General features: G+C 46.9%; 18 protein-coding genes. 3 read left to right on the top strand and 15 right to left on the bottom strand.

What is annotated here, in order from left to right; genetic code table 11:
* Positions 1–147 precede the first annotated feature (147 nt).
* Positions 148–771, top strand: coding sequence for a class D sortase (locus tag NYE54_RS33110; protein WP_339268966.1), 624 nt, complete (start codon positions 148–150; stop codon positions 769–771).
* Between the two features lie 103 nt (positions 772–874).
* Here the strand turns inward: NYE54_RS33110 and NYE54_RS33105 are convergent, their stop codons facing one another.
* From NYE54_RS33105 to NYE54_RS33090, 4 genes are all read right to left on the bottom strand, one after another.
* Positions 875–1252, bottom strand: coding sequence for a hypothetical protein (locus NYE54_RS33105; protein WP_339268965.1), 378 nt, complete (start codon positions 1250–1252; stop codon positions 875–877).
* A gap of 205 nt (positions 1253–1457) precedes the next feature.
* Positions 1458–2063, bottom strand: a complete 606-nt coding sequence (locus tag NYE54_RS33100) for a response regulator transcription factor (RefSeq protein ID WP_339268963.1) — start codon at positions 2061–2063, stop codon at positions 1458–1460.
* Complete coding sequence (locus NYE54_RS33095; protein WP_339268961.1) at positions 2060–3181, bottom strand: sensor histidine kinase; 1122 nt, start codon at positions 3179–3181, stop codon at positions 2060–2062. The genes NYE54_RS33100 and NYE54_RS33095 overlap by 4 nt, the downstream gene beginning before the upstream one ends.
* Before the next feature lie 19 nt (positions 3182–3200).
* Positions 3201–4337 carry a DUF418 domain-containing protein gene (locus NYE54_RS33090; protein ID WP_339268959.1) on the bottom strand — a complete coding sequence of 379 codons (1137 nt, stop codon included), beginning with the start codon at positions 4335–4337 and terminating at the stop codon, positions 3201–3203.
* Between the two features lie 245 nt (positions 4338–4582).
* Here NYE54_RS33090 and NYE54_RS33085 point away from each other — a divergent pair, with 245 nt between their 5' ends.
* Together NYE54_RS33085 and NYE54_RS33080 are read left to right on the top strand one after the other, a co-directional pair.
* On the top strand, positions 4583–5320 hold the full coding sequence (locus NYE54_RS33085) for a hypothetical protein (protein WP_339268957.1): 738 nt from the start codon (positions 4583–4585) through the stop codon (positions 5318–5320).
* 90 nt (positions 5321–5410) lie between these two features.
* Positions 5411–5749, top strand: a complete 339-nt coding sequence (locus tag NYE54_RS33080; RefSeq protein WP_339268955.1) for a hypothetical protein — start codon at positions 5411–5413, stop codon at positions 5747–5749.
* Between the two features lie 46 nt (positions 5750–5795).
* On the opposite strand, the gene NYE54_RS33075 is transcribed toward NYE54_RS33080, so the two are convergent.
* The 11 genes from NYE54_RS33075 to NYE54_RS33025 form a co-directional block, all read right to left on the bottom strand.
* Positions 5796–6251 carry a hypothetical protein gene (locus NYE54_RS33075; RefSeq protein WP_339268953.1) on the bottom strand — a complete coding sequence of 152 codons (456 nt, stop codon included), beginning with the start codon at positions 6249–6251 and terminating at the stop codon, positions 5796–5798.
* Positions 6252–6293: 42 nt separating this feature from the next.
* Complete coding sequence (locus tag NYE54_RS33070; protein ID WP_339268951.1) at positions 6294–6806, bottom strand: hypothetical protein; 513 nt, start codon at positions 6804–6806, stop codon at positions 6294–6296.
* 219 nt (positions 6807–7025) lie between these two features.
* Complete coding sequence (locus NYE54_RS33065; protein ID WP_339273760.1) at positions 7026–7265, bottom strand: hypothetical protein; 240 nt, start codon at positions 7263–7265, stop codon at positions 7026–7028.
* A gap of 104 nt (positions 7266–7369) precedes the next feature.
* Positions 7370–7744 carry a hypothetical protein gene (locus NYE54_RS33060; RefSeq protein WP_339268950.1) on the bottom strand — a complete coding sequence of 125 codons (375 nt, stop codon included), beginning with the start codon at positions 7742–7744 and terminating at the stop codon, positions 7370–7372.
* Between the two features lie 74 nt (positions 7745–7818).
* Positions 7819–8685, bottom strand: coding sequence for a DUF4179 domain-containing protein (locus tag NYE54_RS33055; RefSeq protein ID WP_339268949.1), 867 nt, complete (start codon positions 8683–8685; stop codon positions 7819–7821).
* 176 nt (positions 8686–8861) lie between these two features.
* Positions 8862–9761, bottom strand: coding sequence for a DUF4179 domain-containing protein (locus NYE54_RS33050; RefSeq protein ID WP_339268947.1), 900 nt, complete (start codon positions 9759–9761; stop codon positions 8862–8864).
* 250 nt (positions 9762–10011) lie between these two features.
* Positions 10012–10992 carry a DUF4179 domain-containing protein gene (locus tag NYE54_RS33045; RefSeq protein ID WP_339268945.1) on the bottom strand — a complete coding sequence of 327 codons (981 nt, stop codon included), beginning with the start codon at positions 10990–10992 and terminating at the stop codon, positions 10012–10014.
* Positions 10993–10996: 4 nt separating this feature from the next.
* Positions 10997–11533: a sigma-70 family RNA polymerase sigma factor gene (locus NYE54_RS33040; protein WP_339268943.1), complete on the bottom strand. Its 537-nt coding sequence runs from the start codon at positions 11531–11533 to the stop codon at positions 10997–10999.
* A gap of 379 nt (positions 11534–11912) precedes the next feature.
* Positions 11913–13358, bottom strand: coding sequence for a DEAD/DEAH box helicase (locus tag NYE54_RS33035; protein WP_339268941.1), 1446 nt, complete (start codon positions 13356–13358; stop codon positions 11913–11915).
* A 273-nt stretch (positions 13359–13631) separates the two neighbouring features.
* Positions 13632–14066: a VOC family protein gene (locus tag NYE54_RS33030; RefSeq protein WP_339273747.1), complete on the bottom strand. Its 435-nt coding sequence runs from the start codon at positions 14064–14066 to the stop codon at positions 13632–13634.
* A 134-nt stretch (positions 14067–14200) separates the two neighbouring features.
* Positions 14201–14581 carry a HEPN domain-containing protein gene (locus NYE54_RS33025; RefSeq protein ID WP_339268939.1) on the bottom strand — a complete coding sequence of 127 codons (381 nt, stop codon included), beginning with the start codon at positions 14579–14581 and terminating at the stop codon, positions 14201–14203.
* Between the last annotated feature and the right edge of the window lie 123 nt (positions 14582–14704).

Here is a 14704-nt window from a genome sequence, read left to right as displayed (position 1 = left end):
GAGAAGTATAGCCTTCAGCTGGATTTTAAGAATAAGAAACAGTAAGATATCATTGTAAAAATATAGTTAATCCAAAGAACTCTAGTTGGCTATTGTCTAACCGGCAGTCGCCGACTGACATATTAAAGCAGATTGGAAGGAGAGAACATGCGAAGAATAGCAGGTATACTCTTGCTGCTTGCCGGTATGGGGATCGTGACTTTCGCTGTCATTCAATATGTCGAACATCAGGCAAACTTAAAGGAAGCTATGGCGGAAGCCAATAAGCTGATTGGTCAGTCAGACACAACAGATTATTCGAATGAACAACGTGCGGATCCTGTATCCTATCAGGATCACTTAATAGACAAATCCAAGTTTGATCCGAAACCGAATGATGTGATCGGAATGCTTCAAATCCCCAAGCTGGAAGCAGAACTTCCGATCATCGAAGGTACGGATGAAGAGATGCTCGAGAGAGGCGTCGGACATTACAGCGGTACCGCTTTTCCGATGGATAATGAGCAGATCTTACTGTCTGGACATCGGGACACAGTATTTCGAAATTTCGACAAGTTGTCGGTAGGGGATCGTTTTATCGTAAAACTGCCTTATGGTACATTTGAATATGAGATTCAAAGCACGGATATCGTAGATAAAGACGATACATCGGTTATTCGTTCTATGGGAACCGAGGTGCTGGTCATTTCGACTTGCTATCCGTTTCGCTATGTGGGAAATGCGCCGGAGCGTTATATTTTCTATGCTTACCCGGTCGGTGATCATGGATAGATTGGGATACAAAAACAACGCAGCTTATGAGGCTGCGTTGTTTTAGCATCTAAAGAATGTATACTTTTCGACCCTTCGAGCTTTTCGCTGAACATGCACAACGCTACTCACCAGCACCTTCGGGTTCAAGCAGGAGCAGCAGCTCAGCAATGGCAGGAGCAAGCTTATCGTTACCGTTCATCATCGCGGTGAAAAGAGGCATCGCCTCCCTTAGCAGCACATAACTGAAGTAATAATAGCTGATAAAGACCTCCGACTCATAGCCAGGCGGCGTCTCTTCCTCCCATCGCGATTCATCTTCTTCCTCGTTCTCCGGCCATAAGTACCTTAAGTCCAGCAGCTTGTCCATCGTCTCCATCGTATGCTGCGATTCCATATACTCCACGGTTATAGCAGAGGCTACGGCCAAGTACAGCTCAACTTCCTCCGAGGAGACCTGAGCTGGTGTCCGCTTGGCAAGCTTCCGCAGGAGTATAAGCAAGGCCCACGGCGAGGGTCCCTTGGTGCTCGATCAGGTTGGCCAATTCCTCATACTTCCCGGTTTCCATGAGCCGCGGAATGTCCGTTCCTCTTCCATAGGCGGTCGTCAACCGCTACCATGGAATGCTGGTTGTCGTTTGGGCCAAAGCTTTCATTTCGATCTCCTCCTTAAAGTCATAAACAAGGGGCGCTGTGTCCGAGGATGTTTACAGCCATCCTTTATCCTCGGCGATTGCCACGGCCTGCTGCCGGGATTCGGCCGCAAGCTTCTGTATGGCTGAGGAGAGGTAGTTGCGAACAGTTCCTCTCGTCAGGAATAGGGCATTGCTGATCTCGCCGGTGGTCATGCCTTCCTTGGTTAAGCGAAGCATTTCGATTTCCCGTTCGCTGAGCGGATTCTCTTCCTTCATGAATAGTGCGGCCGCTAGATCGGTGCTCACAACCCGCTCGCCCTTCATGACCCGCCGGATGGCTGCGATCAAGAAATCGATCGGCTCGTCCTTTAACAGATAGCCCTCCACCTGCGCATCCATCGCTTTTTGCAAATAACCCGGGCGCGCGAAGGTCGTAACGATCATGATTTTGCAGGGCAGAGCTGCTTGACGTATGGACTCGGCCAATTCCAGGCCGCTGATATGAGGCATCTCGATATCGAGCAGGCACACGTCCGGCTGATGCTGCTGGATCGCGTCCCAGGCTTGCTGCCCGTCAGGCACCTCGGCCACGACCTCGATGTCATCTTCGAAATTAAGCAGTGAGGCGAATGCGCCGCGAAGCATTTTTTGATCTTCCGCAATGACGATTCGAATCATGAAGCGTCCTCCTTTTCATGTCGGCGAAGGGGGAGATTTAAGGATACCCTGGTGCCTCCCTCAGGCGAAGGGGCGATGGCGAAAGAGCCGCCCAGCGTCTTCATCCGCTCCATGATCGACGGGATGCCGTTTCCGTCGCTGTTCCCTGCCGGCCCCACGCCATCATCCGCGATGTAGATTCCGAAGGCATGTTCCTTCGTTTCCAGCCTAATGGTGCACCGCTTGGCCGGGCTATGCTTGATGATATTGGTCATGGCTTCCCGGACACAAAGCGCAAGCATCGTTTCCTCTACGCTGGATAACAGCGGGGGCTTCTCCGGATTCTCGATACTCAGCGAAATTCCCGCCGTATGCAGCAGCTTGGCCGCATGCTCCAGCTCGCTTGCCAGAGAGATGAACTTCATATCGGATACCAGCTCCCTCACTTGCTTCAGGGCGGTTCGGGTGGTATCCAGAATCTCGCTTAGCTCTCGCTTGGCTTGGGCAGCATCCTTATCCACCCATTTCTTCGCCAGCTCGCTCTTCATTTTGATCATCATGAGGGTCTGTCCCAAGGTATCGTGGAGATCCCTAGCGATTCGCTGTCGCTCCTCCTGCTGGATATACTTTGCGATCTGCTCGTTGGCTTCATCCAGCTCCCCCTGCAGGCTTTTCGCTTTCTCCTTAATGTAGATGACGATCGGATATACCGACTGAATGATCATGACCGGAAGGTAAATGGCATTGGACGTTTCGAGCAGCGGTTCCTTTCGGAAAACGAACACGAGCAGGAATGATAGGGCAATGGCTGCACAGCCGATGGCGATATGCACCTTGGACTTGGACCGGCCCAGCAAGTCGGCAAAAATGATCCCGAACAGCATGGTGCTCGGCCCCGTATACACCCCGAGTACGCCTACCGCGAACAGGCCCGTCAGCACGGCAGCCAGTAGCCAGCCGCCCCGGCGCCACAGCGCGACATAGAACGAAACAAGGAACAGCAGGAGCAGCAAAAGGCTGCCCCACAGTCCCAGCGCCGTATCCGAACGAAACACCCGGTAGCATAAGAATACGGTCAGTACGATATCGATGAGCAAATAACTTTTGATCTGATCCCTCGGGTACAACTTATAGAACATATCAAGCCCCCAACTTTGGCTATCTTGATTCGAAGAAACCTACCGCCTGTTTGCGGATGGTCTCCATGGGTCCCAGCTTGAAGCCGCGGAGCCATAGGGACGACATGCCCAGCAGAAATGCGGAGATTACCAGCCAGATGGCGATAATGGCCGCTGAATTCAGCTTGCCGGCAAGCCCCAACCCCCAGCCGTAAAAAACAGCGGATGCGAGGATGTTCTGGAGCACATAGCAGCTTAGCGACATTTTTCCGACGTTCTCCAGACGGCGCCATAGCCATTCCCATTTCGTATATTGTATCATTCTCGCCATGATTGCTATATACCCCATGGACATCAGCGGGGCGAATAAATAGCGCACCGGTAGATCGAAAGCGCCGCCGGGGATAAAAATGAGCAAGTTGAGCGGCACACCGACATATATCCCAAGCTTAAATAGTGTACTCCGCAGCTTTTTGCCGTTCTCATCCGGGGAGAATACCCCTGCCCGCATGAAGCGAACCCCCAGCAGGAACAGAAACACATTGGTCGGAATCACGAGGATGGCCTCCATTCGCAGCGGAAGGAAGTTCGCCAGCCGATATTGAACTTGCTCCACCCAAGTGCCTTCTTGATAGAGAGCAACGACATCGCCAAAACTGCCCAGCGATACGCTTGCGCCGCTTGCCAGCATCAGTGCCGCGAGGGCCAGAATTGCAATGGCGAAGACGCTGCCGATCACGTTCATCGTGCGGGCGATGAGCCGGTCGCCACCCTTTACGATGAAGGCTGCAATGATTGCGGTAACTCCATAGCTCATTAAGATGTCATACTCCATGACCAATATAAAATGCAGCAGGCCTTCGAGGACCAGAAACAGGACGGCCCATAAATAAACACCCGGCCACGGCTTTCCCTTGCGCTTGGCCTGCCGATACTTCATTTCCAAGCCGACACCAAACATGATTGTCAGCAGTCCGAGCAGCTTCCCATTCACCAGGAATAAGACGATCATTCGAAGTAAGTCATTCGCTCCCCACCAACCGGAATGATCAAATGTTGTAATGTAGTTGAGGTCCCCCGCATGTGCGAAGATCCAAATATTCGTCCCAAGCGTTCCCAGAATCGCAAAGCCCCGCAAAATGTCCAGCAGGCGGATTCTGTCTTTTCGTTGTTCCATCTCCGATTCCCTCTCTCCTTGTTGATTCTCTCGTGTTTTTATTGTAGATGCGATCCGTTTGATGCAACATTCACACCTGTAAAGAGATCCATATGACACGTGTCATAACATTTGGAAGAAGGGAGTTGGGCAAGCGACGATGGGGCTATCGTCACCACTTGAAAATTGTGGAATAATGGTTAGGAGTACTGCCAATTGAGGTTCGTAGACGGAAGTGAATCTACTCAAAAATAGGAGGAGTGATCATGTACATCGTATCTGAACCAAGACTTCTATCAGATGGTCAAAATCAGGAGTTTGTCAGGGAGGATGCCGCTGTTTATCCGCCTGGCTACCTGCGGTTTTTGCAGCGATTCGGCGAAGGGACTTACAGAGGGTGGATGAATGTCCAGTTACCGGATACGGAGGTACTTCAGCCTTTTGCCGAGTACGGGTTATGGGAGCACGATGAAGACAGCCCGATTACAGAGCAAGAGATTGCTGAGTGCATCTCTATAGGCACAACGGTGGACGGTGATTTTCTGGCGGTGCATCCGAAGGTGGCCGGGTTGTTATGGTTGCCCCGGCATGAGGAGCGTATAAAGGCGATTTCGCTGCAGGCACGGGAGCAGGACGATGAAAGGACGTACGCGGTGGTGCTGGATGAAATATTTCGTCAGGTGTATGGGCGCAGCCAAGAGGAAGCCGTTTATTATGAACCGTGGACGGGTACGCGGAGTCATCTCTTCTTACGCTTGCCTCCGGTGCAGGATGGGCTGTCATTACCTGAGTTGGCGGGAATGTGTCAAGCGGCCTTTCCTTCTGATCTGTCTATTGAAACGCCCTATGTTTGCCTTTTGTTCTACCGAGAACTGGGCGGATATGTACGATTCAATTATGCTTATCAGCAAGAGGTAGCCATCTTCTATGAACAGGATGGAGGGCAGGCGTTTGCCGTTATGGAGGCATGGCTCTTGTCGAAAGGGTGCGAAAGGATTTCATAACACATAGGCCGGAAAACATCCAGACGTTTTGATAGTAGGTATTATACGCTTGATTTGGATATCAGCCTAAGCTTTGAGCAGTATCAACGAATGTCCAAACACGAGCAGCGCGAGGCACTGGGTATTTATCTCTACGACTATCTGTCAGAATCCGTTGCTAAATATAAAAAGCATGCAGATGCGGCAAACCAGAATCTGCTGCTGGACCGGATGAAGGTATGGATGCTCGAAAACGGTTGGCTAAATGGAAAAATCTATCAGGCACGGGAGCTTCTATCACAAGACATCGACCTCTATGAGATCAGCCGAACGCTGCAAATATCGCTAGAAGAAGTGGAATATATGTATCTCCGCATGAATGGCCATGAACCTGCAGACGTTCATCCCGATAACATAGCAGCAGGAAAAGCCCCGCCATATCCTTTGTAAGCGCCTAAGGAGCTGTTCATGCGGTAGGAACTGATCAAGCGGCAAGCTAGAGCTGTCCCAAATCTCGAAGTACCGTCTCCAGGATCAGCCGCGTATCCTCCTTGAGCTTGTTGTTCAAATGTTCTCGGATGTAAGGGACAGCCGTTTCGCCGAGTTCGATCAACTGCTCATACGCTTCATAGTCGGTTTTCCAGAAGCTGTACGGGCTGCCCTTGCCGAACTCTCCCTGCTCGATGACGGTAACCCAGTGCATAACCTGCTCCCGGAGGGACTTTTGCTGTACCGCATTTATGGCCGCCCGAAAGGCTTCGTCTTTCTCTTTGACGTCAGGCATGGCCTTGTACAGCAGCTCTTCGCTGACACATCGCCGGAGCAGCTGACTGGTCGTCAGGGAATCTCCCCCGACGCGGTCCGCCGCCGAGACATAGGCGATGAAATCATCAGTCCGACGGAGCCGCTGAAAGTCGTGCTGCAGGCGATGGATCACATCGATGGCAATCAAGAATAGCTGCGAGTCGAAGAGCTCTTTCTCAAACAGATAACGCTACTCGATATCGAGATAGCCGGGCTCCTCCAACATGATGCAGGCATACATGCGAAGCCATGTCCCGAGCCGCTCCGGCAAGGTTTCGTACCTAAACGGATAGTCGGCTTCCGCGTATTTCAATTCATAATAAAGCTGCTCTCGGATCCGGTCATCCCCTCGTTCCGGATGCCGCTTCCGTTCATATTCGAGGGCAAGCTCCACGCTTTGGTCCAGACCTTCGAGATTGTTGATGTATATGACGTAACTGCCGTGATACGTATCGGTGTAAATGGAAAAAGCATAGATATCCTGGTTGTTCCCTTCTGAGACGTAGTTGTCCATAGCTGATTGGCAAAACTCGTACAGCGCATCCTCCAGGTCTTTGGAGCTTACTAGATTTACGTCATTCGTCTGGATGGAATCCAGCTCGACTATGGTCTTATCGGGGGTACAGAGTATGTAAAGCCCGCTGCCTTCCAAATCCCGTCGCCCACTGATTAGTTTGCCGATATGCATGTCGTACGCACTCATTGCTTTGAACAACTCCTTTGATTTGATCGTTTATGCCATATTCAACGCTTGCCGGAGGCATTCCTGCCTTACAATTCATGTGAAAAAAGGAAAATTCATTCCAATTATTGAATTAAGGAAGAAGCATACGTACACAGGATTTTCGCAGGGAGGAAAATAGATGATCGTTCTGAAAGATATCGGTAAATTCGAAGAGCTGCCGGAAATAGCCATGCACATCTACAAAGGAGACATTCCGGCTTTGCAGGAAGCAATCGCCGCTGGATCGGTTACATCGGCCTCCGCCGGCTGGCCACCTCCCTGGTAGCTCGTCCGGATCCGCGCGGATCTGCTCGGGCTGGCTGCAGCTGCAGGACCGCCATCAATTACATCCGCTGCTGCCGGCGAGCAACCTTCCTTGTGTCCCGTCCGGATCTGCATGGAGTTGCTCGGGCCGGCATGCAGCTGCAGGGCCGCCATCGGTTACATCGGCCTCCGCCGGCTGGCCACCTTCCTGGTATCCCGTCCGGATCCGCACGGAGTTTATTACTCGGGCCGGCATCCATCTGCAGGACTGCCATCGGTTAGATCGGCCGCTGCCAGCTGGCCGCCCTCCTGGTACTCTTCCGGATCCGCATGCAGCTGCTCGACTGGCCTGCAGCTGCCGGACCGTCATCGGTTACATCGGCCTCCGCTGGCTGGCCACCTCCCTGGTAGCTCGTCCGGATCCGCACGCAGCTGCTCGACCGGCCTGCAGCTCCGGAATCGCCACCGGTTACATCGGCCTCCGCCGGTTGGCCACCTTCCTGGTATCCCGTCCGGATCCGCACGGAGCTGCAGCTTACTGCACTGAGCATCAGATTAAGCCAAGAGACGTCCGAAATACACCGGAACATTTGGAGGCGCTGCAGCGGATTCTTGTGAATGCTGGCGTTGAGCTGAAGTGGCCATCCATTCATGCGGTTTAACCACGTCAGTCCGATCTATTTATCAAAAAAACCACTAAACGCTAGGTTAGTGGTTTTCTGCATGATTAATTAATTGAAACAGGGAATCCGATTTCCTCATCATCCTCATTGACCGGGACAAGCATGTACTTTTCTTTCCCTAGATCAATCGGGCCAAAACGGTTATAGGATTTTTCTTTAATATTGAAAGCATAACTTGCTCTAGATCTAACTTCCTCTCCACTAGCCGATAGTAGTTTGAAGAAGGTTTTTTCCGTGCCTTTCGTTAGATCATAATAAAGTAACGTCGAAACAGGAGAGACGATCATTTTATTAAGGTTTACCTTTTTTCCGTTATGAAGTGTTACGGTTTTGTTTAATTGAACGACTTTTGTATCCTTCTGGATATGGTTTGTTGATGCCTTTACATTGAATACCCATGGATTTTTAATTGTAACCTTCTTTTTGTTAAGGTTATAGAACGTGTCGTACGTTATTTTGATTTGAAGAGGTCCTTTATCCGGCAGCTCACTAAATTTTATATCTCCGTAAATCGTATATTTGTTGTTATTTACTTTAATCGTTTGAGACCCTCTTGTTTTTTGAAGGTCTTTCCCGTTGATCAGGACACGTGGAGTGAGTTGGGATTTTTCATCAAATTTAATCCCCTTGGCCGGCTCGTATGTTGAACTTATTATGAGTCCGTTCACATCGACCAGCACTTCATTTAAAGTCAGCTTGCCGTATTTATTCTGGACTGTTTTTCCAACCTGAGTTTTATAGGTTGATAAATCAAGTAGTTTATTTGGATCAACAAACTGTTCAACGGTGCCAATTGGTGCCTTTGCATGCGAGACCTCACCAAAAGGAACTGTGATGCCTGCTGCCAGAACAGAGGTAGCGATTATACCTGTGATCCATTTCTTCGTTTTGCTTTTTTTATTATTGGACATCGTCTAATACCTCATTTGTTGGAATTTTTTGCGGCCATGTGAAATCTTGATAACAACTGAATCGTTACTGGTTCGAACCTACTATGTAATACGAACGAAAAGGTATAAACCTATCAGCACAAGGGGATTTATATCAAAAAACCACTAAACGCTAGGTTTAGTGGTTTTCTGCATGATTAGTTAATTGGAACAGGAGATCCAATTTCCTTGTGACTATTAACATCTTGATTACTATTAATCTCGTGGCTAATAGGGACAAGAGAATACTTCCCTTTTTCTAAATCAATCGGGTCAAAACGGCTGTAAGACGTTTCTCCACGATCGTGAGCATATGTTACTCTAGCTTCCAATTCCTCACCGCTAGCTGAAACAAGTTTGAAGTGTGTATTTTCCGAGCCCTGTGTCAGATCATAATAAAGTACGGTTGAAACAGGGGAGGTAACCATTTTGTTAAGCTTAACTTTCTCTCCATTATGGAGTGTGATCGTTTTGTCTAATTGAACGGTTTTCGTATCTTTCATGATTTGGTCTGTTGATGCTTTGATGTCAAATACCCATGGATCTTCTATCGCCACATTATCTTTGAAACTCTTGCTGATCGTATCATAGGAAATTTTGATTTGAAGCGGACCTTCGGTTGGCAGCTCACTAAACTTAATATCCCCGTAAATGGTATACATATCATCATTCACTTCAATGGATTGTGTTCCCCTGGTTACCGTAAGATCTTGACCATTGATCAGGACTTTTGGATATAGATGTGTACGATGATCAAAAGAAACACCTTTGGCAGGCTCAAAAGTGGAGCTGATGAGGAGTCTGTCTGCATCGACCAGCACTTCATTTAAGGTCATCTTGCCGTATTTATTTTCGACTGTTTTCCCGATTACAGTTTTATAAGCCGAATAATCAAGCGGTTTGTTTTGATCAATAAACTGTTCGACCGTTCCCGCTGCAAATGGCTCTTTTGCATACGAAACTCCTCCGGAGGAAACCGTGATCCCTACTGCCAGAACGGATGCAGCGACTGCACCGACTAACCATTTTTTTGATTTGTTTTGTTTATTACTGGACATAGATGTACACCTCATTTTTTAGAATTGAATTATATCAACTGAATCTTTTTCATATCTGGTTGCTCTCTCTCTTTGTTGTATAACACGGTCTTTAGTGTGTATTGCTCATTCTACCCTCCCAAGCGTTATTGGTTCGAACCTATTAAGTAATACGAATGAAAAGGCATAAACCTATCAGAGTGTCTATAAATAATAAGATCTATTTATCAAAAAACCACTAAACATTAAGGTTTAGTGGTTTTCTGCATGATCAGTTAATTGGAACGTGAGGTCCTACTTCCTCGTGATTACTATTAATAGGGACAAGTAGATACTTCTCTTTCTCTAAATCAATCGGATCAAAACGGCCGTAAGACGTTTCTCCGATATTGTGAGCATACGATACTCTAGCTCCAAACTCCTTACCACTAGCCGAAACGAGTTTGAAGTGTGTATTTTCCGATTCCTTTGTCAGATCATAATAAAGTACGGTCGAAACAGGCGAGGTGATTACTTTGTTAAGCTTTACTTTTTCTCCATTATAGAGTGTGATGGTTTTGTCTAATTGAACGGTTTTTGTATCTTTCATGATTTGATCCGTTGATGCCTTGATGTCAAATACCCACGGATCTTCAATTGCTTTTTCAGTTTTATTCTTATTGATCGTATCATACGTTATTTTGATTTGAAGCGGCCCCTCGGTTGGTAGTTCGCTAAATTTTATGTCCCCGTAAATGGTATACATATCGTCATTCACTTCAATCGACTGTGTGCCCCTGGTTACGGTAAGATTTTGCCCATTGACCAGGACAGTCGGAAATAAATGGGTCTGATAGTTGAAAGAGACATCCTTGGCCGGCTCAAATGTCGAGCTGATGAGGAGACTGTCTGTATCGACCAGCACTTCATTTAAAGTCATCTTGCCGTATTTATTCTCAGCCGTTTCTCCAATAGCCGTTTTGTAGGTTGAATAATCAAGAGAGTTGTTGTTATCAATAAAATGTTCGATGAGTCCTCCCACAAAAGGTACCTTAGCAAGGGAAACTCCTCCAAAAGGAACGCTCAAGCCTATTGCCAAGACGGAGGCAGCGACCGTACCCACGATCCATTTTTTTGATTTGCTTTTTTTACGTTTGTGAAGCTTTGTTTTTACACGTTTTTCCCACCGTTTTTGTTCAAGCTCTGTTAACTGCTCTTCCTCATACTTGGACACATCAAGCTGCATATCGTTTAATTTTTTATAGATGGACATGGATTTACACCTCGTTTTTAGAAATTACGATCTGTCTCAGCTTTTTACGCCCCCGCGAAAGTTTGTTATGAATCCAGGATTCCTTCACGTTCATTTGCTGCGCCATTTCGCTTGTTGAGACACCTTCTAAATAGTATTTTTCAAAAATAGTCCGATCTGTAGTAGAAAGATGGGCTAACACTTCTGTTACGTCTTGTTGTTGAGATTGAGGCTGCTTTCTGTACATATCATCCGTTATTTCAGCGTTTATATATTTCTGCTGTGTTTTGATTATTCTTCGCTGGTAGTCAATTGCACGATACTTTGCAATGGCGGCAATCCACTGCTTAAATGTATTCTTCTCTTCATCGAATGCATCGATATGCTGCCAAATGGCTAACAGCACATCATCTAGACATTCCTCGTATTCTTGCTGATTGTAGTGCACGTGGCGTTTAATGATCGCTGAGAGCAAGCCCCCGTATGTTTGAATGATGAATGCAATGGCCTTCTCATTGCGTTTTTTAATTTGTTGTACAACGTTGGCTTCTGTAATTCTCACAAACGCTGCCCTCCTTTACGCTTCTGTCTTAAATCTACTATGTAATACGAATGAAAAGGCATAAACCTATCAGTGTGAAAAACGGCCATAAAAAACATGGAACACCTTGGATTTGCGTTCTCATGGGTTTATCTATATCATTCAGCATAATGATTTTTTCGGGATTCGCCAGGCAAAACAGGGCGAGCATAAGCTGATGCTGATTCATTTTATTGAAATTATCATTTGTGGAGCGACCTTTTTTATATGGCTCATGCTCTTGTTCATTGCATTCTTCACAAGTTATTAACAATCAATTTAAATGATTACACGAGTCCAATACAGAAGGGTGACCTCAGCACATTGCTAAGATCACCCTTGTTATGTCAAATTCAACTTTTTATTTATTCCCTTTGCGCACCTTTAGCAGTTTGCCTTTGACCGTCGTGTTTTGCATCATTTCAAGCACAAGCGGTCCTTTGCCGTTCAGAATCTCAACATCGGTCACAAAATCGAGGATCGTAATAATCCCAATATCGTCTGCAGTTACCCCGTCAAGCTTAGCAATCGTCCCAACAAAGTCTACGGCTCTTAGCTTTTTCTTCTTGCCGCCATTGAAGTTAAGCTTCATAATTTGCTTGTTTAATTGCTCGCGCTTATCTTTTTTCGGTTCAGGCTTAAACTTTAGTTTCTGTTCAAAATCTTCTCTATGGCGATCCACTTCCTGTTCGGAGGGAGCTTTTATTTTCGGAATCGCGAATCCAATATACGTCTCAATCTCGGCTAATCGTTTGAGATCCTTCGGCGTGACGAGGGTAATCGCTTTACCCGTCTTGCCTGCACGACCTGTACGTCCCGTGCGATGAACATAGCTTTCTTTTTCAAGTGGAATATCGTAATTGATAACATGGGTAATATTCGAGATATCGATACCTCTGGCGGCTACATCGGTCGCAATCAAGTAACGGAATTGTCCCCTTCTGAACGCATGCATGACCTCGAATCGCTCTTCCTGCTCCATCCCACCATGAATACGATCACATGAGTAACCGAGATTAGCCATTTCTCTGAATAGGTTGTCCACATGCTCCTGTGTACGGCAGAAAACAATGCAGCTGTCAGGACTCTCAACAATGAGTAGATCCTGAAGCAATGCCAGCTTGTCCGCCTCCTTCACCTGAATAAGAGCGTGTTCAATCGTTGCCGTCGTAATACCGCTCGCCTCGATCTCTATTTGGGCAGGATTGTCCATATATTTGCGTGCCAGCTTGGCCACATCCTCAGGAAACGTAGCGGAGAATAACAGGGTAACCCTGTCACGAGGCAGGGCTTGAATGATCGACTGAACTTGCTCAATAAAGCCCATATTCAGCATCTCATCGGCTTCATCAATAACGAGATAGGCCATCCGCTCTAGCGATAGCGTGCCGCGTTCAATATGGTCCAGCACACGCCCAGGTGTACCTACAACGATATGCGTTCTTTGTTTTAACTCGGCCTTTTGGATATGAAAAGGATGCTTCCCAAAAAGAGGGGTCGCCTTGATCCGCTTAAAGCGCCCAATATTCGTAATGTCTTCGTTGACTTGTAACGCAAGTTCGCGGGTTGGCGCTAAGATTAATGCCTGCGGCTTATTCTCGTTCCAATCCACTAGCTCGCAGAGCGGAATTCCATAGGCAGCTGTTTTGCCGCTGCCGGTTTGCGATTTAACAACAAGATCCTTCTTCTTAAGCACAACAGGAATGACTTTTGTCTGAACCTCTGTTGGTGTCTCATAGCCCAAACTATGGAGCGCTCTCACAATCTCTTCACTTAAAGGATAATCTGTAAAATGCTTCTCACTCATCTTTAACCTCTTCTACGTTATATTCGAATACCTATATATACAGACTTCCACCGTACAACTATCATATACTCATCCATTATAATCTGAATCCAATGATATGGATCGGTACATTCATGAACGAAAAAAGCCCTTAGATAACTATAACCGTAAATCGGTTGATGAATACACAACGTATAAAAGATTCGGTCTTCATATCGGGTGATCGCTTAACCACTTCCGCCAATCCTGCCGAGTCTTCACGTGTACCGTATTATCGAATTCCATGTTTTTGGGTCACCCCCGGCTTCGTGAATTCACTATCTCCAGATAATGAGCATTGTACATAATTCCGAGCACGTTGCCGAATGGGTCCGTGACGGATGCTGTGATGAATCCTTCTCCCCGATGTACGAGAGGTTCGTACTCTACAGCACCCATGGATTTCAATTGGCTGAGGGTGGCTTCTACATCATCGACATGCCAGTACATGATCGCACCGCCGGGGCCGGATGTTGGTTCTGCAGGGGCAAAACGGCGATCGATGAGACCCAGCTCGTGCTGGTAGTCCCCAATCCGAAATTCAGCATAGGCCAGTTGACCATCGGGCCCCGAACGTTCGAAATAAGGTGTTATACCCAGCAGATCCGAATACCAAGCCTTTGCCGCTTCCATATCGTCCGCCCAGTAACTGATGGTCGCAAATCCTCGCAATGTTGGGTGTGTGCTCATCATTTATTTTCCTCCTATAACCCGTTATGGTTGGTTTTATAGCCATTATGAACTGCGATGACTGACGGCATTATGTCAGTGTTTTGGTTTTTTCTGGGCAGAAGGATTATTCGGGATGCTGATAAGGAACCGTATCACATTCTCCTACATAATTCCCTTAAAACCTCTTCTGTTCTTTTTATCAGCCGATCCATATCTTCTTCCTTCACGACCTCTAAACTCTCTTGATCCTCATAAATTATAAAATTTAACTTGCCAACAAACACCACGATTTCAAGCCCGGGGTTATGGTCCGTATGTAATAGTTGCAAGAGATCAACCAGTGTCAGCTCTGAGCTGGGTAGTGTTCTGTTCTCATAAATAAATAGAACTCGGATCATGGCCATGAGAGCAGAATGACAAAGGATGAGGGACGTCATGAACCGATTGTGATTTCTCATGATATGAGCTAATTTCATATGATATTTAGCAAGTTGACAATAATCTTTTATTATATGATGCAAACTATTCTCCATAACGGCTGCCTCCTAACGGAAAAAGGGAAGTGTCATATACATTTTAATACTTATAGATATCAATTTAAACAATAATATTTATTGTTTGGTGTTTGCCTCGATGAAACTTGTCTACACTTTTGA

It is taken from the genome of Paenibacillus sp. FSL K6-1330, assembly GCF_037976825.1.
In the GTDB taxonomy this organism is placed as follows: Bacteria; Bacillota; Bacilli; order Paenibacillales; family Paenibacillaceae; genus Paenibacillus_AQ.
Note: the sequence above shows the minus strand (reverse complement) of the source record. Positions and strands in the feature narration are given on the sequence as shown.

Bases quoted from the DNA above. Each gene is read 5' to 3' on its own strand.
- NYE54_RS33025 (WP_339268939.1), bottom strand. From the start codon at position 14,581: ATGGAGAATAGTTTGCATCATATAATAAAAGATTATTGTCAACTTGCT.
- NYE54_RS33080 (WP_339268955.1), top strand. From the start codon at position 5,411: ATGTCCAAACACGAGCAGCGCGAGGCACTGGGTATTTATCTCTACGAC.
- NYE54_RS33030 (WP_339273747.1), bottom strand. From the start codon at position 14,066: ATGAGCACACACCCAACATTGCGAGGATTTGCGACCATCAGTTACTGG.
- NYE54_RS33035 (WP_339268941.1), bottom strand. From the start codon at position 13,358: ATGAGTGAGAAGCATTTTACAGATTATCCTTTAAGTGAAGAGATTGTG.
- NYE54_RS33090 (WP_339268959.1), bottom strand. From the start codon at position 4,337: ATGGAACAACGAAAAGACAGAATCCGCCTGCTGGACATTTTGCGGGGC.
- NYE54_RS33065 (WP_339273760.1), bottom strand. From the start codon at position 7,265: ATGGCGGCCCTGCAGCTGCATGCCGGCCCGAGCAACTCCATGCAGATC.
- NYE54_RS33095 (WP_339268961.1), bottom strand. From the start codon at position 3,181: ATGTTCTATAAGTTGTACCCGAGGGATCAGATCAAAAGTTATTTGCTC.
- NYE54_RS33050 (WP_339268947.1), bottom strand. From the start codon at position 9,761: ATGTCCAGTAATAAACAAAACAAATCAAAAAAATGGTTAGTCGGTGCA.
- NYE54_RS33085 (WP_339268957.1), top strand. From the start codon at position 4,583: ATGTACATCGTATCTGAACCAAGACTTCTATCAGATGGTCAAAATCAG.
- NYE54_RS33070 (WP_339268951.1), bottom strand. From the start codon at position 6,806: ATGAGTGCGTACGACATGCATATCGGCAAACTAATCAGTGGGCGACGG.
- NYE54_RS33110 (WP_339268966.1), top strand. From the start codon at position 148: ATGCGAAGAATAGCAGGTATACTCTTGCTGCTTGCCGGTATGGGGATC.
- NYE54_RS33045 (WP_339268945.1), bottom strand. From the start codon at position 10,992: ATGTCCATCTATAAAAAATTAAACGATATGCAGCTTGATGTGTCCAAG.
- NYE54_RS33055 (WP_339268949.1), bottom strand. From the start codon at position 8,685: ATGTCCAATAATAAAAAAAGCAAAACGAAGAAATGGATCACAGGTATA.
- NYE54_RS33100 (WP_339268963.1), bottom strand. From the start codon at position 2,063: ATGATTCGAATCGTCATTGCGGAAGATCAAAAAATGCTTCGCGGCGCA.
- NYE54_RS33060 (WP_339268950.1), bottom strand. From the start codon at position 7,744: ATGAATGGATGGCCACTTCAGCTCAACGCCAGCATTCACAAGAATCCG.